Raw genomic sequence first — 19,741 nt, forward strand, 5'->3', positions numbered from 1 at the left:
CGAAATTTTAATAGATTTCGCGCTCAGGCATACGATCAAGCATAACGGCGCAGACGCATCGCGAATTCTTGCAGCGCTTTGATACCGCTTTGCTCAGCGCGATGACACCAGTCTTGCAGCTGAATCAGTAGTTGATCGCGCGAGGCATTCGAACGCTCCCACATCGCTGCCAGTTCGTTGCGCATGTCGATGTAGGTCTTCAGCTTCTGGCTGTTCGCGAAGATTTGCGGCAACTGGCGCTTCTGCGGTTCATCGAGACCCGCTTCTTCCTTGTGGAACCAGCTACGCGCACCGCGCATCACCTGATACTTTTCGCGTGCGCCAACTTCCTTCAGATGCGCCAACTCCTGGCGATATGCGCGCTTGAGCGCTTTGCCGTAACGCGCCATGACTTCGTAACGGTTCGCCAGCACGGCTTGCAACGTGTCCTGATCGAGCACCAGCTTGCCGGTGGTCAGACGCGGCGTAGGCGCGACCTTCTTCACCTTCGCCAGACGGAACGCCGACATGATGCGGATGTACATCCAGCCGATATCGAACTCGTACCACTTGTTCGACAGCTTGGCCGAAGTCGCATACGTGTGATGATTGTTATGCAATTCTTCGCCGCCGATGATGATGCCCCACGGGAAGATGTTGGTGCTGGCATCCGACGAGTTGAAGTTGCGATAACCCCACCAATGCGCGAGGCCATTCACCACGCCAGCCGCCCAGAACGGAATCCACACCATCTGCACGGCCCAGATCGTCAGACCAACGACGCCGAACAGCGCGACGTTCAGCACCATCATCAGGCTCACGCCGAGGATCGGGTACTTGGTGTAGACGTTGCGTTCCATCCAGTCGTTCGGCGTACCGTGACTGAACTTGCGCATCGTTTCTTCATTCTTGGCTTCGGAACGGTACAGTTCCGCGCCTTCGAGCAGCACCTTCCAGATGCCGCGCGTTTGCGGGCTGTGCGGATCTTCTTCGGTCTCGCACTTGGCGTGATGCTTACGGTGAATCGCGGCCCATTGGCCGGTCAGCATACCTGTGGTCATCCACAGCCAGAAACGGAAAAAATGACTGACGACCGGATGCAACTCCAGCGCGCGGTGCGCCTGGCAACGATGCAAATAGACCGTCACGCCAATGATCGTGATGTGCGTCGCGACCAGCGTGTACAGCACAAGTTGCCACCACGAGAAGCGCAGCAGACCGTGGGCAAGGAAATCGAGCAAGGAATTCAACAAGGCAATTTACCTGTGGAACAAGAGACGCCAGACACACGCGAAATGCGCGTGTCAAGAAAGTGAAAGCATACAGCGGGATTGGATGATATTCTACTTGAAGCGTTCCAAGTGTTTGTAACAAATAGGAATTTTTTGTGCGGCATCAACAAGATGGAACACGCCGGAGACCATTTTTAGACCGGCCGGCGGGTTCGAAGTGCCCGTCAGCGGGCGCTGTCGGCCTGATTTGCCGCTGGAGCGGTCATTGTTACCGCTTTCGGCATGGCGTTGCTCACATTGCCGACGATTCGCACTTCGCGTTGCGCGAATGGAATCGAGATGTCGTGTTCGGAGAACAAACGCCAGATGTTGCGATTGACCGCCGAGCGCACGCCTGACGTGCCTGTCGCCGCGTCTTCGATCCAGAAACCCAGTTCGAGGTTGATGCCATCGGCGCCGAAGCTAACCATATAGGCCGTAGGCGCCGGCTCCTGAAGCACCCGCGCAACGCCTTGAGCGGCCTGGGCCAGCAGCGCCATCGCCTGCTCGACGTCTGACGTGTAGGCAACCTGCACTGCCACCTTGGCGTAGCCGCGCGTCAAAAAGGACGACTGGTTCTGCACCACGTCCGTAATCAGCTTTTCGTTCGGGATCAGCGTTTCAATGCCGTCCAGTCCGCGCACTACCGTATAGCGCGTGCGGATCTGCGTGACCATGCCCTGCAGGCCGCTGACATTGATCGTGTCGCCAATGCGCAGCGACCGGTCGATCAGAATGATGAAACCCGAGACGTAGTTGCTGGCGATCTTTTGCAACCCAAAGCCGAGACCCACGCCCAGCGCCCCACCGAACACGCCCAGCACCGTGATATCGATGCCGACCAGCGACAGGCTGATCAGCACCGCCGCCAGCACGAACGCAGCACGGCCAACCCGCGCCACCACCACTTTGAGGTTGGCATCGAGGGTCGTCGAGCGAATCAGGCGGTCTTCGAACGTGGCGCCGAGCCACATCGCGACGATCATCGTCACGCACACCCACAGAAGGCCCGTGGTGAGCGAGAGCAGCGTCATGTGCGCATTCGCGACCTTGAAGTGCACGCTACCCATCCAGGCGATCACGTCATCCTGAATGCCCATGACGGTGAGCACCATGCCGATCCAGACGATCAGCGAGACGACCTTCTCGACCAGGAACAGCCATGGATGGCTCACGCCGTCTTGACTGAAGACTCGCCGGGCGAAGAAAAACACGATGTAAATCAGGCCGATACCGATCAGCGGCACCAGCGCCAGATCGAGCAGCGCGGTGTGCATGAACTGGCCGGTGATCGCCTGCGCAAGCCACACGAGCGCCGCCCCGATCAGCGGAAAGAAGGCGCGGTTCAGGCTTTCCGCGCCGAAGCGCAGGGTCTGGTACCGCGTTTGACGGCGCAGATCGAGCGAACGGCGCACAAGACGCGCGAGCAGCCAGGCAACGGCAAGCGTCCCCAGCAGGACGCCGACCTGCCACAACATCACCGGCTGGCCGAAGTCGCGCGCGAGGTCGCCGAACATGTGAGGAAAAATGCGGTTTTGCATAATGTCGCCGAAATCGCCGACGCGGCCGGGTTCAGGAAAGGAACCCGGCCGCGCAGGCAGACTAGCTGTTGCGTTTAGCTCTGGCGTTCCAGCACGGCTGCAAAGAAACCGTCAGTGGCGTGACGGTGCGGCCACAACGACAGGTAATCGCCCATTTCCAGGTCGATGCGCTGCTCGGCCAGCACGTCGCGCGCCGGCACCAATGCGAAGTCCGGATGGTTGGCGAGGAATTGCTGCACGACGGCTTCGTTTTCCTCTTCCAGAATCGAACAGGTGGCGTAGACGAGACGGCCACCCTTCTTCACCAGACGCGAGGCACTGGCGAGAATCGACGCTTGCTTAGGTGCCAGTTCGGCGACCGATTCAGGCGACTGGCGCCACTTCAGGTCCGGATTCCGGCGCAGCGTACCCAGGCCGCTGCACGGCGCGTCGACCAGCACGCGGTCGATCTTGCCGGCCAGACGCTTGATCTTCGCATCGTGTTCGCTGTCGATCAGCACCGGATTGACGTTCGACAGCCCGCTACGCGCGAGGCGCGGCTTGAGCTTGGCCAAACGGCGCTCGGAGATGTCGAAGGCGTACAGACGCCCGGTGGAGCGCATCGCCGCGCCCAGCGCCAACGTCTTGCCGCCGGCGCCCGCGCAGAAATCCACAATCATTTCGCCGCGCTTGGGCGCGACCAGCGAACACAGCAACTGGCTGCCCTCGTCCTGGACTTCGACCCAGCCGTGCTGGAACGCGTCCAGCTTGGTGAGCGGCGGCTTGCCGACCACCCGCACGCCGAACGGCGCGAAAGGCGTCGCGCCACCTTCGATACCGGCCTTCGACAGCGCGTTCAGCACGTCGTCGCGGCTTGCCTTGATCGGGTTGGCGCGCAGGTCCAGCGGCGCCGGATAGTTCAGCGCGGCAGCCAGTTGCGCCAGTTCCGCGGGTTCGAAGCGCTTGGACAGCGCCTGATGGATCCAGTCGGGCAGATTCAGGCGAATCCGCAGCGGCAGGCTTTCAGGGTCGATCTTCGCGACGTGTTCGAGCCAGTGCGATTCGGTTTCCGACAAGAACGGCTTGAGGGCCGTGCGGCCCGCCGTCTGCATCAGTCCCAGCAAGGCCATGCGGCGCGCCGGGCTGCCCGCGCCACCCTCGGCCAGGTGGGCGAATTCCATCCGGCGGCGCAGCACCGCGAAGACTGCCTCGGCGATCACGCCGCGCTCGCCGTGCCCGAGCTTCGGATGCGCGCGGAAAAAGCGGCTCGTGGTGGCGTCAGCCGGGCCGTTCAGTTTCAGGACTTCAGCCAGCAAAGTCTCAGTTTGTCCAATCAAAAAACCATGTAATCTCATGCGCCCTCTCCGGCGGTGTGACCGGCAAAGAGCCATTGCGGCTCCGGCGGCGTAAGCGTGACACGCAAGCCGTCAAGGGCAAGACGCCCTTCGACGAACCAGCGCACCGCGCGTGGATAAATAATGTGTTCGGTTGCCAGCACGCGTTCCGCGAGCATGGCGGGGGTGTCGCCAGCCTCAACGGGGACAGCCGCCTGCGCGACGATCGGCCCGTGATCCAGCTGCGACGTGACAAAATGCACCGACGCCCCGTGCAGCCGCACGCCGGCGTCAAGGGCCTGTTGATGGGTTTTCAGCCCCGGAAAGCTTGGCAGCAGCGACGGGTGCACGTTGAGCATGCGCCCGGCGTAATGGTCGACGAAACCGGCCGTGAGCACCCGCATGAAGCCGGCCAATACGACCAGGTCAGGGGCGAAACTGTCGATTTCTTTCGCCAGCGCGGCATCGAAGCTGTCGCGATCGGGAAACTGGCGGTGGTCGACCACCGCCGTGGCAATGCCGTGCGACGCAGCGAACGCAAGGCCCGCGGCGTCAGGACGGTTGGCAATCACAGCGGCGACTTGCGCCGCCCAGCCCTCGTCCGCGCAGGCGCGAATGATAGCTTCCATGTTGCTTCCCCGTCCGGAAATCAGGATGACGAGTTTTTTCATTCGCGGATTTTATCATTCGAGGGACACTGAAACGGCGACGCGCCGCCGTCTCGTGCGCTGAGCGTTTATAATCGTTTGTTTTGCGGCACCCTGGCCGCCCTACCTCAAACCCGCTATCGTGAGAGTCTTCCGCGGTCTTCCCAATGCTGAAAGCCGTGCGCCCTGCGCACTGACCATCGGCAACTTCGACGGTGTCCACCGCGGCCATCAGGCTTTGCTCGCCCACGTCCGGGCCGCAGCCGATGCACGCGGCCTGCCCGTCTGCGTGATGACCTTCGAGCCGCACCCGCGCGAATTCTTCAACCCCGCTGGCGCGCCGCCGCGAATCGCGATGCTGCGCGACAAGCTCGAGGCGCTGCGCACCAATGGTGTCGACCGGGTCGTGGTCGAGCATTTCAATCACACCTTCGCAAGCCAGTCGCCGGATACGTTTGTCGAACGGATCATCGTCAACGGGCTGCATGCGCGCTGGGTGATGATCGGCGACGACTTCCGCTACGGCGCGAAACGCGCGGGCGATTTCGCCTCGCTCAAGACCGCAGGTCAGCAATACGGTTTCGAAGTCGAGCAGATGGCAACCGTGGCCGACCCGTCCGGCGCGCGCATTTCCAGCTCGGGCGTGCGCGCCGCGCTGGTGGCGGGCGATCTCGACTCGGCGCGCGCTGCGCTGGGCCGCGATTACCTGATCAGCGGCCACGTCGTGCATGGCATGAAGCTCGGCCGCGATCTCGGTTTCCCCACGCTCAATCTGCCGATCGCGCATAAGCGTCCGGCACTGGCGGGCATTTTCGTGGTGCGCGTGCATGGCGTGGCGGACGAGCCGCTGCCGGGCGTCGCGAGCCTCGGCTTGCGCCCCACCGTTGACGATTCCGGCCGCGTGCTGCTCGAGGTGCATCTGCTCGACTGGCACGGCGATGCGTATGGCAAACTCGTGCGCGTCGAATTCCTGAAAAAGCTGCGCGACGAGGAAAAGTACGTCGACCTCGAAACGCTGACTGCCGCCATCGCGCGCGACGTCGCCAATGCGCGCGCGTGGTTTGCGGCCGTCGGCGCCGGCACGCCGGGCAGCCGTTCCACCGGTTTCGCCACCTCGGCCACCGACCGAATTAGATAGCCGCCGCGGTACATGCGAGCGCGCTGAGTGCTGCATGTACCCACCGCTGCGCGCATCGAAGGGCGTCCGTGGATCACGCGACATGCCTGCCGGGCGCGCCCAACGCCCTGCGCTTCGTGCGCAACCCGCAGCTTCGCTGCGCTTAGAAAGAATTCACCGCGACCTCATCATGAGCAACAAGAAAGCCGATTCGAAACCGCAGTCACGCTACCCGGTCAACCTGCTCGACACGCCGTTTCCGATGCGTGGCGACCTGCCCAAGCGCGAGCCGCAATGGGTCAAGGAATGGCAGGAGCGCAAGGTCTACGAGACGATCCGCGCGGCCAGCAAAGGCCGCAAGAAGTTCATCCTGCACGACGGCCCGCCGTATGCGAATGGCGACATCCACCTCGGCCACGCGGTGAACAAGATCCTCAAGGACATGATCGTCAAGGCGCGCAATCTGGCGGGCTTCGACGCGGTCTACGTGCCGGGCTGGGATTGCCACGGCATGCCGATCGAAATCCAGATCGAGAAGCAGTTCGGCAAGTCACTGCCGGCCGCTGAAGTCATGCAGAAGGCGCGTGCTTACGCGACTGAGCAGATCGAGAAGCAGAAGGTCGGCTTCCGCCGTCTGGGTGTGCTGGGCGACTGGGACAACCCGTACAAGACGATGAACTTCACGAACGAAGCCGGCGAAATCCGCGCGCTCGCGAAGATCATGGAGAAGGGCTACGTGTTCCGCGGCCTGAAGCCGGTCAACTGGTGTTTCGACTGCGGCTCGGCGTTGGCCGAAGCGGAAGTCGAGTACGCGGACAAGAGCGATCCGACCATCGACGTGCTGTTCAGCTTCGCCGAGCCGGAAAAGACCGCGCATGCGTTCGGCCTGAAGGCGCTGCCGCGCAACGAAGGCGGCATCGTGATCTGGACCACCACACCGTGGACCATCCCCGCCAACCAGGCGCTGAACCTGCATCCGGAAATCGTCTACGCGCTGGTCGATACGCCGCGCGGCTTGCTGATCCTTGCCGAAGAACGCGTTGAAGCGTGCCTGAAACTGTACGGCCTGGAAGGCACGGTCATCGCCACCACGCCCGGCGCGAAGCTCGTCAACCTGCGCTTCAACCATCCGCTCTCGTCCGCCCATCCGGGCTACAAGCGCACGGCGCCGGTTTATCTCGGCGACTATGTCACGACCGAAACGGGTACCGGTGTGGTTCACTCGTCGCCGGCGTACGGCGTAGAAGACTTCGTGTCGTGCAAGGCGCATGGCATGGCCGATTCGGACATCATCAGCCCGGTGATGGGCGACGGCCGTTACATCGAATCGCTCGCGCTGTTCGGCGGCCTGTCGATCTGGGCGGCCAATCCGCAGATCGTCGAAGCCTTGCAGGCAGCCGGTTCGCTGCTGCGCACCGAGAAGTACACGCACAGCTACATGCACTGCTGGCGCCACAAGACGCCGATCATCTACCGCGCGACCTCGCAATGGTTCGCCGGCATGGACGTGAAGCCGAACGACACCGACAAGACGCTGCGCGAAACCGCGCTCGAAGGCATCGAGAACACCGCCTTCTATCCGTCGTGGGGCAAGCAGCGCCTGTTCAGCATGATCGCCAATCGCCCGGACTGGACGCTGTCGCGTCAGCGTCAATGGGGCGTGCCGATGGCGTTCTTCGTGCACAAGGAAACCGGCGAGCTGCATCCGCGCACGCTGGAATTGCTCGAAGAAGTCGCGCAACGCGTCGAGAAGGCCGGTATCGAAGCGTGGCAAACGCTCGACCCGCGCGAACTGCTCGGCGACGACGCCAACATGTACGAGAAGAACCGTGACACGCTCGACGTCTGGTTCGATTCGGGCACGACGCACTGGCACGTGCTGCGCGGCTCGCACAAAGACGAACTGCAATTCCCGGCTGACCTGTATCTGGAAGGCTCGGACCAGCACCGCGGCTGGTTCCACTCGTCGCTGCTGACGGCTTCGATGCTCGACGGCCGTCCGCCGTACAACGCGCTGCTCACGCACGGCTTCACTGTCGACGGCGAAGGCCGCAAGATGAGCAAGTCGCTCGGCAACGGTATCGACCCGCATGAAGTGGCCAACCGGCTCGGCGCGGAAATCATCCGCCTGTGGATCGCGTCGACCGATTACTCGGGCGAACTGGCGATCTCCGAAGAGATCCTGAAGCGCGTGACGGAAGGCTATCGCCGCATCCGCAACACGCTGCGCTTCCTGCTCGCAAACCTGTCCGATTTCGACTTCGCGCAACACGCGCGTCCCGTCGAAGACTGGCTCGAAATCGATCGTTATGCGGTGGCGCTGTCGGCGAATCTGCAGAACGACATCCTCTCGCACTACGACAAGTACGAGTTCCACCCGGTCGTCGCGAAGTTGCAGACGTTCTGCTCCGAAGACCTGGGCGGCTTCTACCTGGACGTGCTGAAGGACCGTCTGTACACCACGGCGGCTGACTCCGTCGCACGCCGTTCGGCTCAGACCGCGCTGTATCACATCGCACACGGCCTGCTGCGCCTGATGGCGCCGTTCATGTCGTTCACCGCCGAAGAAGCGTGGAAGATCTTCTCGCCGAACAGCGAAACGATCTTCACCGAGACCTATCACGCGTTCCCGGCAGTACCGCAAGCCGGCGACCTGCTCGACAAATGGACGCTGCTGCGCGCCGCGCGTAGCGACGTGACCAAGGCGCTGGAAGAAGCACGCGTTGCGAACCTGATCGGTTCGTCGCTGCAGGCCGAGGTCGAAATCCGCGCGAGCGGCGCGCGTTACGACGCGCTCACGAGCCTCGGCGACGACCTGAAGTTCGTGCTGATCACGTCGGCGGCGAACGTCGTGAAGGTCGACAGCGAAGCGGAAGAAAGCGTCGAAGTGATCGCCTCGAAGTATCTGAAGTGCGAACGCTGCTGGCACTACCGCGCGGACGTCGGCGCCAACGCCGAGCATCCCACCCTGTGCGGCCGCTGCTTCAGCAATCTGTTCGGCAACGGCGAAGCGAGGAGCGCGGCATAATGGCAAAAACCATGTCGAAAACGTCGGTCGGCAACAGTTCGCTGGCCCCGTGGCTTGGCGTCGCGCTGATCGTGATCCTGTTCGATCAGCTGACAAAAATCGCGGTCCAGAAGGTGTTTGCCTACGGTGTTCCGCATGAGGTCACGCCGTTTTTCAACCTGATCCTCGTGTACAACCGTGGCGCCGCCTTCAGCTTCCTCGCGATGGCGGGCGGCTGGCAGCGCTGGGCGTTCACCGCGCTCGGCGTGGTCGCGGCACTTGTGATTTGCTACCTGCTCAAGCGTCACGGCGGACAGAAAATGTTCTGCACGGCGCTCTCGCTGATTCTCGGCGGCGCGCTCGGCAATGTGATCGACCGGCTCGCGTACGGCCATGTGATCGACTTTCTCGACTTCCACGTACGCACGTGGCACTGGCCGGCGTTCAATCTCGCCGACAGCGCGATCACGATCGGCGCGATCCTGCTCGTGCTCGACGAGTTGCGGCGCGTGCGCAGTACACGCTAGTTTGAAGGCGAGCGGCGGTGCACCGCGCCGTTGGCTGCCACCACGCTTTGTCGGAGGCTTTCGTTGGCAACCGCAGAACTCGCAGGAAAGCACCTCGTCCTCGGCATGACGGGCGGCATAGCCTGCTACAAGATCGCCGAACTCACGCGTCTGTTGACCAAGGCCGGCGCGACCGTACAGGTCGTGATGACCGAAGCGGCCACGCAGTTCATCACACCCGTCACCATGCAGGCATTGTCCGGCCGCCCCGTCTACACGAGCCAGTGGGACGGTCGCGTGCCGAACAACATGGCGCACATCGATCTGTCGCGTGAAGCCGACGCAATCGTCATTGCACCTGCCTCTACCGACTTCCTCGCCAAACTCGCACACGGCATGGCCGACGATCTGCTGTCGACGCTGTGCGTCGCGCGCGATTGTCCGCTGCTCGTCGTGCCGGCGATGAACCGGCAGATGTGGCAAAACCCGGCCACCCAACGCAACGTCGCACAGCTGCGCGCGGATGGCATTGAAGTGCTTGGCCCCGATTCGGGTGCGCAAGCGTGCGGCGAAACCGGCGACGGTCGGATGCTCGAAGCAGCCGCCACGTTCGAGGCGATCGCATCGTTCTTCTCGCCCAAGATTCTGTCCGGCCGTCGCGTGTTGCTGACTGCCGGCCCGACCTTCGAGCCGCTCGATCCGGTGCGCGGCATCACCAATCGTTCGAGCGGCAAGATGGGCTTTGCACTGGCACGCGCCGCGCAGCAAGCCGGCGCCGAAGTGCATCTGGTCGCCGGTCCGGTGTCGCTGGAAACACCGTGGGGCGTGTTCCGCGAAGACGTGCAAACCGCGCAGCAAATGCACGACGCGGTGATGCGCTCGGTCGCCGACGCCGACATCTTCATCGGCGTGGCTGCAGTGGCCGACTGGCGCGTCGATCACGCCAGCGAACACAAGATCAAGAAAACCACCGAACGTGCCCTGCCTACCTTCACCTTCGTCGAGAATCCGGACATTCTGGCATCGGTCGCCAAGCTGTCGCATCCGCCTTTCACCGTCGGCTTTGCAGCGGAAAGCGGCGACCTCGAAGTGCATGGCGAAGAAAAGCGCGTTCGCAAGAACGTGCCGCTGTTGATCGGCAACCTCGGCCCGCTGACTTTCGGTCTTGACGACAACGAGGTAATTCTGTTCGAAGCAGGCGGTGTAACGAAGCTGCCGCGCGCCGATAAGCAGACGCTCGCGCGCGCCCTGATTGCCGAAATTGCCAAGCGCCTGCCCGAAACAAGTCGGATCCGCTAGAGCCTCACGCGACAGCGCATGCAGCGTTCGCCGCGCGCACCCCTGGCGCACCGAATCATCTGGAGCAGTACTGACATGACGCTACTTTCCGTGCTCGATCAAACACCCGTGATCGGCGGGCACTCGGTGGCGGACGCAATCGCCGCTACCGTGGAACTCGCGCAGCTTGCTGACGACCTCGGCTACACGCGCTATTGGTGCGCCGAGCATCACGGCTTGCGTGGCGTGTCGAACCCCTGCCCCGAGGTGATGCTGGCGCGCCTCGGCAGCGTGACCCAACGCATTCGCCTGGGCTCCGGCGGCGTGATGCTGCCGTACTACAGCCCGTTCAAAGTCGCCGAGCAATTCATGATGCTCGAGGCGCTATTTCCGAATCGCATCGACCTCGGCGTGGGACGCGCCCCTGGCGGCGACATGCACACGGCGCAGGCGGTTGCGGCCGGCGCCTACAATCGCGGCGACATTTTCCCGCAGCAGGTTGCCGACCTGGTCGGCCTGATGCACGGTACGTTGCCCGAAGGTCACCTTGCGCATGGCGTGCTGCTGCAGCCGCAGATCGCTACGCGCCCGCAACTGTGGATGCTCGGTTCGAGCGAATTCGGTGGCCTGCTAGCGGCACAACTCGGTCTCCGCTTTGCGTTCGCGCATTTCATCAACGCGCATTTCGGGCACCAGGTGACAGAGGCCTATCAAGAGCGCTTCAAAGCCAGTCTGGAAGCGCAGCAGCCGTACCTGGCTGTCTCCGTGTTCGTGATCTGTGCAGACACGGAACAGGAAGCCGCCGACCTCGAAAAAGCCGTCGACCTGCGTCGAGTGCAAATGGCTTATGGTCTGAACGAACCGATCCCGTCGGTCGAACAAGGCATCGCGCAGGAGTACGGTGAGCGCGAGCGACTGGTGATCGACCGCGAGAAGCCGCGCAGCATCATCGGCACGCCCGAAACCGTCACTGCGCGGCTTCATGCCTTGCAGGAACAGTTCCAGGCCGACGAACTGATCGTCCTCACCGTAGCCGGCAGCTATCGCGCCCGGCTGCGCTCCTATGAACTTCTCGCCGACGCGTTCCAACTTGGGCGCCCGGCCTCCACCCCTTAAACCTTCGAACCTGCATGAAACTCGACCTGAAGATTCTCGATGCGCGCATGCGCGACCAACTCCCGGCCTACGCAACCGCCGGTAGCGCGGGCCTCGACCTGCGCGCCTGCCTCGAGGAACCGTTGACGCTGAAACCCGGTGAAACCGCGCTGGTGCCGACAGGTCTGGCGATTCATGTCGCCGACCCGGGTTATGCGGCGTTGATTCTGCCGCGTTCGGGTCTGGGCCATAAGCATGGGATCGTGCTGGGCAATCTGGTCGGCCTGATCGATTCGGATTACCAGGGTCAGTTGATGATCTCTACGTGGAATCGTGGCGAAACTACGTTCGTGCTGAATCCGATGGAACGCCTTGCGCAACTCGTTATCGTGCCGGTGGTCCAGGCCGAGTTCAACATCGTCGACGATTTCGAAACGAGCGACCGCGGTGCGGGTGGGTTCGGCAGCACGGGCAAGCACTAAGACACCACGCTGCCCTAAGTGCGAAGACAGCGCTTCCAGAAAGCGCTTCGCACAAGGCAAAAAGCAGAACGGCGCGGGGTTTAACCCGCGCCGTTCTGCTTTCAGAGGTACGACTGAAACTTACTCGACCTCAACCGCTTCCGGATTCGGATTGCGCGGTGCCGGATGCTCGTCGAAGGTCAACTGCACCTTGTCTTCGGCATCCACGTCCACCGTCACGCGGCCTCCATTCATCAGCTTGCCGAACAGCAACTCGTCGGCCAGCGCACGACGGATCGTGTCCTGGATCAGACGCTGCATCGGGCGCGCGCCCATCAACGGATCGAAACCGTGTTTCGCGAGGTGAGCACGCAGCGCGTCGGTGAAGAGCGCATCGACCTTCTTCTCATGCAACTGATCTTCCAGCTGCATCAGGAACTTGTCGACCACACGCATGATGATTTCTTCATCGAGCGAGCGGAAGCTGATCGTCGCGTCCAGACGGTTACGGAACTCAGGCGTGAACATGCGCTTGATGTCGACCATTTCGTCGCCGGTTTCCCGACGATTCGTGAAGCCGATCACCGACTTGCCCATTGCCTCAGCGCCCGCGTTCGTCGTCATGATGATGATGACGTTACGGAAGTCCGCCTTGCGGCCGTTGTTGTCTGTCAGCGTGCCGTGGTCCATCACCTGCAGCAGCACGTTGTAGATGTCCGGATGCGCCTTCTCGATTTCGTCGAGCAGCAGCACGCAATGCGGTTTCTTCGTGACAGCTTCGGTCAACAGACCGCCCTGATCGAAGCCCACATAGCCCGGCGGCGCACCGATCAAACGGCTCACCGCGTGACGCTCCATGTATTCCGACATGTCGAAACGGATCAACTCGATCCCCAGCGTGAACGCCAGTTGCTTCGCCACTTCCGTCTTGCCGACGCCCGTCGGGCCGGAGAACAGGAACGCACCGATCGGCTTGTCCAGCTTGCCGAGGCCGGCCCGCGCCATCTTGATCGCGGCCGACAGCGCGTCGATGGCCGGATCTTGTCCGAACACCACGCTCTTCAGATCGCGATCCAGCGTTTGCAGCTTGCTGCGATCGTCTTGCGACACGCTTTGCGGCGGGACACGGGCGATCTTCGAGATGATTTCTTCGATCTCGTTCTTGCCGATGGTCTTCTTCTGCTTCGACTTCGGCAGGATGCGTTGCGCCGCGCCCGCTTCGTCGATCACGTCGATCGCCTTGTCCGGCAGATGACGATCCGTAATGAAGCGTGCCGACAACTCAGCCGCCGCCGACAGCGCACCCGACGAATACTTCACGCCGTGATGCTCTTCGAAGCGCGACTTCAGGCCGCGCAGGATCGCCACAGTCTGTTCGACGGTCGGCTCGGTCACGTCGACCTTCTGGAAACGGCGCGACAATGCCGCGTCTTTTTCGAAGATGCCGCGATATTCCGTGAACGTGGTCGCGCCGATGCACTTCAGCGTGCCCGACGACAACGCCGGCTTCAGCAGATTCGATGCGTCCAGCGTACCGCCCGACGCGGCGCCAGCGCCGATCAGCGTATGAATTTCGTCGATGAACAGGATCGCGTGCGGACGTTCCTTCAATTCCTTGAGGACCGTCTTCAGACGCTGCTCGAAGTCGCCGCGATACTTGGTGCCGGCGAGCAGCGCGCCCATGTCGAGCGAATACACCTGCGCATCGGCCAGAATATCAGGCACTTCGCCGCGCGTAATGCGCCAGGCGAGCCCTTCGGCGATCGCCGTCTTGCCGACACCGGCTTCACCGACCAGTAGCGGATTGTTTTTTCGCCTGCGGCACAGCACCTGCACCACGCGCTCGACTTCCGACTCGCGCCCGATCAGCGGGTCGATGCGGCCGTCTTTCGCCATCTGGTTCAGGTTCTGCGTGAACTGGGCGAGCGGCGTTTCCTTCTGCGCGGCGGCTTCGTCGGACTCGGCATTCGCGTCGCTCGCTTTCGCGGCGTCCGTGCTGCTGGTCTTGGCGATGCCATGCGAGATGAAATTCACCACATCCAGACGCGTCACGCCCTGCTGTTGCAGGTAGTACACCGCATGCGAATCCTTCTCGCCGAAGATCGCAACCAGCACATTCGCGCCGGTCACTTCCTTCTTGCCATTCGAGGTGGACTGCACATGCATGATCGCGCGCTGGATCACACGCTGGAATCCCAGCGTGGGCTGCGTGTCGACGTCGTCCGTGCCAGGCACGGTCGGCGTGTTGTCATGAATGAAGTTGCGCAGGTTCTGGCGCAGATCCTCGATATTGGCCGCGCATGCACGCAACACCTCAGCCGCCGTTGGATTGTCCAACAGTGCCAGCAAAAGATGTTCGACCGTGATGAACTCGTGCCGCGCCTGGCGTGCTTCCATGAACGCCATGTGCAGGCTGACTTCCAGTTCCTGGGCAATCATGCTTCCTCCATCACACACTGCAGCGGATGCCCGGCCTGCCGTGCGTGGGTAACGACTTGCTCGACTTTGGTCGACGCGATGTCCCGCGTATAGACCCCACAAACTCCCCTGCCCTCGCGATGCACCTTCAACATAACCTGTGTTGCGGTTTCACGATCTTTATTGAAATATTCCTGCACGATCATCACGACAAATTCCATTGGCGTGAAGTCGTCATTCAGCAGCACCACCTTGTACATGGACGGCGGCTTCAGCTTCTTTTCCTGCCGCTCCAGTACGGTGCTGTCCTGCTTGTCCGGGATAATCGCCATACACCCATTCTAAACAACTAGGACAGGCCCGCAATCCTGTCAAAACCCGGCCGACCGGCCGGTGAGCCCGTTCGCTACCGCATGATGGGTGATTACCCCAAAAGCGTTGCGTCATTCGACGAGCCGATTGCGGAGCCGGCCCCTATCCTGTGATGCGTCGCAGCCGTGCTGCGCTGCAGTCGGATCGAGTATCGCACAACCTGCCAGAGCTGGCTGAAGGCGCTCGCCCGGCCAGCGGAGGGTGCGCGACCCGCAGAACAGCATGTGAGTCGATTATGCGACTTTTCAAGACCGCCCGCTTGGGCAACCGCACATAACAAAACAAAAGCGGGAAAAACCCTGGAAAACGCCTGTTTGCAACGCGACAACGGCATCTCAAAATTTTCTTGACACTCGAATAAAGAGCCTCAACAATCAAGCTGGCACTTTTTTCACTGAGCCATAATTCGAAAAAATGCCGATGGTGAGCTTGTGAGGAGGGAGCGGCTGCATCACGCGGTCGTCGAGCTTTTCGAGGGCTCGTGGTAGTGACATGAGTTACAGGGGAAGTTGGAATGGCAACTGGTACGGTCAAATGGTTCAATGACGCAAAAGGTTTCGGATTCATCACGCCTGACGAAGGTGGTGAAGATCTGTTTGCACACTTCTCGGCCATCCAGATGAATGGGTTCAAGACCCTCAAGGAAGGTCAAAAAGTAACCTTCGAGGTCGTGCAAGGCCCGAAAGGCAAACAGGCATCGAACATCCAGGCACCTGCCTGAACCTGTTCGATACCCGTCCTTTGAAACCCGGCTTCGCGCCGGGTTTCTTTTTTGGAAGGGCCGCCCTTCAAACCTGCCTCCGGTCACCGTCGCGTGGCGGATAGCCGCTAACACCGGGCGCGCTGCTTCGCCACCCCCAAATCTCATATAGCGGAAAATCCCGCTGCACGACTGTGCCGTACCGCCAGGCGGCGAGCAGAATCGCCTCTTCGCACACCGCAATGCCATTGCCGCGGGTAAAAACAAAAACCCCGGCCGCCTAACGGCGCCGGGGTTTTGCATTCGAGTTGGAGAACCCTGCGCAAATCGCTTACATGTTTTCGATCAACACCTGACCAAAGCCCGAGCAGGACACCTGCGTCGCACCTTCCATCAAACGCGCGAAGTCATACGTCACCCGCTTCTGCAGAATCGACTTTTCCATCGACTTGATGATCAGGTCGGCTGCTTCAGTCCAGCCCATGTGGCGCAACATCATCTCGGCCGAGAGAATTTCCGAACCCGGGTTCACGTAGTCCTTGCCGGCGTACTTCGGCGCGGTGCCGTGCGTGGCTTCGAACATCGCGACTGAATCCGACATATTCGCGCCAGGCGCAATCCCGATACCGCCGACTTGCGCAGCCAACGCGTCCGAAACGTAGTCGCCGTTCAGGTTCAGCGTGGCGATCACGTCGTATTCCGCGGGACGCAGCAGAATCTGCTGCAGGAACGCGTCGGCGATCACGTCTTTCACCACGATGTCGGTACCCGTTTTCGGGTTCTTGATCTTCATCCACGGGCCGCCGTCGATCAGCTCCGCGCCGAATTCTTTTTGCGCCAGCGCATAACCATAGTCGCGGAATGCACCTTCCGTGAACTTCATGATGTTGCCCTTGTGCACCAGCGTGACCGAGCGGCGATTGTTGTCGAGCGCATACTGGATCGCCTTGCGCACCAGGCGTTCCGTGCCTTCGCGCGACACCGGCTTGATACCGATCCCCGAGGTTTCCGGGAAGCGGATCTTCTTCACACCCATTTCTTCCCGCAGGAACTTGATGACCTTTTTGGCCTGTTCCGACTCGGCGGGCCATTCGATGCCGGCGTAGATGTCTTCCGAGTTCTCGCGGAAGATCACCATGTTGGTCTTTTCCGGCTCACGCACCGGCGAAGGCACACCCTTGAAGTACTGAACCGGGCGCAGGCAAACATACAGATCGAGTTCCTGACGCAGTGCGACGTTCAGCGAACGGATACCACCGCCAACCGGCGTGGTGAGCGGCCCCTTGATCGAGACGACGTATTCCTTCAGCACCTGCAGCGTTTCTTCCGGCAGCCACACATCCGGGCCGTACACCTTAGTCGACTTCTCGCCTGCATAGATTTCCATCCAATGGATTTTTCTCTTGCCCGCGTAAGCTTTTTCTACTGCGGCATCCACCACCTTCAACATCACCGGCGTGATGTCGAGGCCCGTTCCGTCGCCTTCGATATACGGAATGATGGGCTGGTCGGAAACATTGAGCGAGAAATCTGCGTTGACAGTGATCTTGTCACCGCCAGTCGGAACCTTGATGTGCTGATACGGCATGATCGGACTCCAGTGAAAGCTGTGCTGAAAGCTGATGGGAGACTGCGAAAACTGGGTGCTCCTCGCTACGCGCAATGCCGGACGCCCGCGAGCGGCTAGGCCGTCTATTCTAGCCCACGGCGGCGCGGCAACGAGGCCACGGCGGTTCGGGGTTTTCCAACCTTGTCGAAAATCAAATCAGCGAGGCCGCTTACTCTTATGTCTTATATAAGACAAAGGATTTGCCGCCGCGCATTATGCATTATTATCCCGCCATTTACTATCGATCCAGCGCCTCTCAAGGCTTGGGCGACGCTTCCCGCAGCGGCCGCCGCCACCCGACTTTCACCGACCTCCCTATGCGCCTTCTCGCCCTGAACAAGCCGTTCGGCACCATCTGCCAGTTCTCGCCGCATGAAACGCGCGCATCGCTGGCTGACTGGGTCAAGGTCCCCGGCGTCTATCCGGCGGGCCGACTCGACTCCGATAGCGAAGGGCTGCTGCTCCTCACCGACGACGGCGCGCTGCAAGCGCGTATCGCCGAGCCGCGTCACAAACTTGTCAAACGTTATTGGGCACAAGTGGAAGGCGCCGTTGATGATGCCACGTTGAAGAAGCTCGTGCGCGGCGTCGATCTCGGCGACTACGTGACGCGACCTTGTCTCGCTGAATACGTCGAGCCGACGGATTCACTCTGGGCACGCACGCCGCCGATCCGCTATCGCGCAGCGATCCCGACCACGTGGATCGAATTGTCGATCACCGAAGGCAAGAACCGTCAGGTGCGACGCATGACTGCAGCGGTGGGTTTTCCGACGTTGCGCCTCGTGCGCGTCGGCATCGGCGCACTCGATATTTTTTCGCTCGGACTGCAGCCAGAAGAGAGCGTTGAATTGCCGCTGACGGCTCCATGGGAAGGCATCGTCTGAACCTGTTTTCTTGCGCGCCACGCCCGCACCGAACCCGCATCAACCTTGCATTTTGACTCGCCGCCAAAATGCTAACTCGTTGTATCCGCAAACAAAATAGCGCGTGAAACGAATATAAAAAAGGCGTGAAACAATTGTGGACGCGATCGCTGCGCAGCCATTCATTTGCATCAGCACGCCGGCATATAAATTTTCCACAAAAAACACGTCAACCAGTGCGCGATCTCACGCGTTATTCGACGCAGATGCCGCCCGAAGCTATCCGGCATTCAGCCTTAAGGGCCTTTGGACAAGCCGCTCTCGCGGTGAGTACGGGGAGTCTGAGCGCTAAGCAGACGCGTCGAAAAAAATGTCGATGCGGCTGTCAACCGAAAGGTGGATGGCACGTTTACCGACATGACTCTACATATAACCGGGTCATTTGGTTAATTAACTCAAGCTGAGGTTTTACAAAATGAACAAACTGATCGCCGCTCTGGTCGCTGGTCTCTTCGCAACGGCAGCATTCGCACAAGCTTCGGCACCGGCAGCAGCTTCGGCAGCTCCGGCAGCAGCAGCTTCGTCGGCAAAGAAGACCACGAAGCACGCTCACAAGAAGTCGCACAAGAAGGCAGCAGCAGCAGCTGCAGCTTCGGGCGCTTCGGAGTAAGTTTGTTGTAAAAACGCAGTCAAGAACTAGCTTCACTGCCGTTCTTACGGCGTTGAAAGGCAGATCACCGCGAGGCGATCTGCCTTTTTGTTTTTGACGCGCTCGCGTAACATTCGCGAGTTAATTTCCAGCAAGGAGTCATGCCGTGCGATTTCCCATGCGCTCGTTGATTGCGCGTTTCGCTGTTGCCGTTGCACTGCCGCTCGCCGCGATGTCGTTCGCAGCGACTATTGCTGCCCCCGCTCATGCGCAACAGATGCCAGCCGGTGCGAAGCAGCCCGGCGACTTTCCGCGCGCAAAGCTGACCGCGGGCATGTTCGTGATCGACGCAGCCGTCGCCGCTAACGACGCGGACCGCGAACAAGGTCTCATGTATCGCACGACCCTCGCGCCGAATGAGGGCATGCTGTTCGTCTTCAACGAAACCGCCGTGCATTGCTTCTGGATGAAGAACACGTTGATCCCGCTGTCGATCGCCTTCATGCGCGCCGACGGCACGGTCACCGACATCGACGAGATGCAGGCCGAGACCACCAACAATCACTGCCCGAAGAACAACGGCGTGTATGCGTTGGAAATGAGCAAGGGCTGGTTCTCGTCGAAAGGCATCAAACCGGGGATGAAAATCCAGGGGTTGCCGGCCGCGCAATAAAAGCGCGCCGATCGCGGCGACACCTGCCGCTTTTTTCAGCGGCCGCTTTCCAGAAAAAGCCGGTGCCTTTCATGAGGCACCGGCTTTTTTTCGTTCAGAGCGAGGCCGGCAAGGTGCGCCAGAGATCCGCGCCGCCTCCGTGAGCCCATACCAGCAGGCCCTCACGCGCGGCTGGCAAGATTCCTGCAAAAGACAGGCCGACGCGCTATCCTAGTATTCTTAGCAAAGCAGCAAAGAGG

At 61.1% G+C, this 19,741-nt stretch carries 16 protein-coding genes; 9 read left to right on the forward strand and 7 right to left on the reverse strand.

Features of this window, described 5'->3' with window-relative positions:
- Positions 1 to 35 precede the first annotated feature (35 nt).
- The 4 genes from KHO31_RS05025 to purN all read right to left on the reverse strand — a co-directional run bounded on the left by KHO31_RS05025 (position 36) and on the right by purN (position 4,775).
- Positions 36 to 1,232: a DesA family fatty acid desaturase gene (locus tag KHO31_RS05025; protein WP_201070797.1), complete on the reverse strand. Its 1,197-nt coding sequence runs from the start codon at positions 1,230 to 1,232 to the stop codon at positions 36 to 38.
- Between the two features lie 203 nt (positions 1,233 to 1,435).
- A complete protein-coding gene (locus KHO31_RS05030) occupies positions 1,436 to 2,791 on the reverse strand; it encodes a mechanosensitive ion channel family protein (RefSeq protein WP_201140550.1) in 1,356 nt (451 codons plus the stop codon).
- A 74-nt stretch (positions 2,792 to 2,865) separates the two neighbouring features.
- Positions 2,866 to 4,125, reverse strand: coding sequence for an RsmB/NOP family class I SAM-dependent RNA methyltransferase (locus KHO31_RS05035; RefSeq protein WP_201070802.1), 1,260 nt, complete (start codon positions 4,123 to 4,125; stop codon positions 2,866 to 2,868).
- Complete coding sequence (gene purN, locus KHO31_RS05040) at positions 4,122 to 4,775, reverse strand: phosphoribosylglycinamide formyltransferase (protein WP_201070805.1); 654 nt, start codon at positions 4,773 to 4,775, stop codon at positions 4,122 to 4,124. Before purN ends, KHO31_RS05035 begins: the two co-directional genes overlap by 4 nt.
- A gap of 118 nt (positions 4,776 to 4,893) precedes the next feature.
- Here purN and KHO31_RS05045 point away from each other — a divergent pair, with 118 nt between their 5' ends.
- From KHO31_RS05045 to dut, 6 genes are all read left to right on the forward strand, one after another.
- On the forward strand, positions 4,894 to 5,889 hold the full coding sequence (locus KHO31_RS05045) for a bifunctional riboflavin kinase/FAD synthetase (RefSeq protein ID WP_201070808.1): 996 nt from the start codon (positions 4,894 to 4,896) through the stop codon (positions 5,887 to 5,889).
- 169 nt (positions 5,890 to 6,058) lie between these two features.
- Positions 6,059 to 8,896: an isoleucine--tRNA ligase gene (gene ileS / locus KHO31_RS05050; protein WP_201070811.1), complete on the forward strand. Its 2,838-nt coding sequence runs from the start codon at positions 6,059 to 6,061 to the stop codon at positions 8,894 to 8,896.
- Positions 8,896 to 9,402 carry a signal peptidase II gene (gene lspA / locus KHO31_RS05055; protein ID WP_201070813.1) on the forward strand — a complete coding sequence of 169 codons (507 nt, stop codon included), beginning with the start codon at positions 8,896 to 8,898 and terminating at the stop codon, positions 9,400 to 9,402. Before ileS ends, lspA begins: the two co-directional genes overlap by 1 nt.
- Positions 9,403 to 9,465: 63 nt before the next feature.
- Complete coding sequence (coaBC, locus tag KHO31_RS05060; protein ID WP_201070816.1) at positions 9,466 to 10,680, forward strand: bifunctional phosphopantothenoylcysteine decarboxylase/phosphopantothenate--cysteine ligase CoaBC; 1,215 nt, start codon at positions 9,466 to 9,468, stop codon at positions 10,678 to 10,680.
- A gap of 75 nt (positions 10,681 to 10,755) precedes the next feature.
- Positions 10,756 to 11,775: an LLM class flavin-dependent oxidoreductase gene (locus KHO31_RS05065; RefSeq protein WP_201070819.1), complete on the forward strand. Its 1,020-nt coding sequence runs from the start codon at positions 10,756 to 10,758 to the stop codon at positions 11,773 to 11,775.
- A gap of 14 nt (positions 11,776 to 11,789) precedes the next feature.
- Positions 11,790 to 12,236 (forward strand): dUTP diphosphatase, encoded by a 447-nt coding sequence (gene dut / locus KHO31_RS05070; protein WP_201070820.1) that lies wholly within the window; start codon positions 11,790 to 11,792, stop codon positions 12,234 to 12,236.
- A gap of 120 nt (positions 12,237 to 12,356) precedes the next feature.
- Here the strand turns inward: dut and clpA are convergent, their stop codons facing one another.
- Together clpA and clpS are read right to left on the reverse strand one after the other, a co-directional pair.
- Positions 12,357 to 14,654, reverse strand: coding sequence for an ATP-dependent Clp protease ATP-binding subunit ClpA (gene clpA, locus KHO31_RS05075; RefSeq protein ID WP_120289911.1), 2,298 nt, complete (start codon positions 14,652 to 14,654; stop codon positions 12,357 to 12,359).
- Positions 14,651 to 14,965: an ATP-dependent Clp protease adapter ClpS gene (gene clpS, locus KHO31_RS05080; RefSeq protein WP_028197902.1), complete on the reverse strand. Its 315-nt coding sequence runs from the start codon at positions 14,963 to 14,965 to the stop codon at positions 14,651 to 14,653. Before clpS ends, clpA begins: the two co-directional genes overlap by 4 nt.
- Before the next feature lie 554 nt (positions 14,966 to 15,519).
- Between clpS and KHO31_RS05085 the strand changes: the two genes are divergently transcribed.
- On the forward strand, positions 15,520 to 15,726 hold the full coding sequence (locus tag KHO31_RS05085; protein WP_007180614.1) for a cold-shock protein: 207 nt from the start codon (positions 15,520 to 15,522) through the stop codon (positions 15,724 to 15,726).
- A gap of 310 nt (positions 15,727 to 16,036) precedes the next feature.
- On the opposite strand, the gene icd is transcribed toward KHO31_RS05085, so the two are convergent.
- Positions 16,037 to 17,293, reverse strand: a complete 1,257-nt coding sequence (icd, locus tag KHO31_RS05090) for an NADP-dependent isocitrate dehydrogenase (protein WP_201070822.1) — start codon at positions 17,291 to 17,293, stop codon at positions 16,037 to 16,039.
- A 338-nt stretch (positions 17,294 to 17,631) separates the two neighbouring features.
- Here icd and KHO31_RS05095 point away from each other — a divergent pair, with 338 nt between their 5' ends.
- On the forward strand, positions 17,632 to 18,201 hold the full coding sequence (locus KHO31_RS05095) for a pseudouridine synthase (protein WP_201140552.1): 570 nt from the start codon (positions 17,632 to 17,634) through the stop codon (positions 18,199 to 18,201).
- A gap of 794 nt (positions 18,202 to 18,995) precedes the next feature.
- The gene (locus tag KHO31_RS05100; RefSeq protein WP_201070826.1) at positions 18,996 to 19,502 is read left to right on the forward strand and encodes a DUF192 domain-containing protein; all 507 of its coding nucleotides are present in this window, start codon (positions 18,996 to 18,998) and stop codon (positions 19,500 to 19,502) included.
- The last annotated feature ends 239 nt before the right edge of the window (positions 19,503 to 19,741 follow it).

It is taken from the genome of Paraburkholderia domus (assembly GCF_905220705.1).
Classification (GTDB): domain Bacteria; phylum Pseudomonadota; class Gammaproteobacteria; order Burkholderiales; family Burkholderiaceae; genus Paraburkholderia; species Paraburkholderia domus.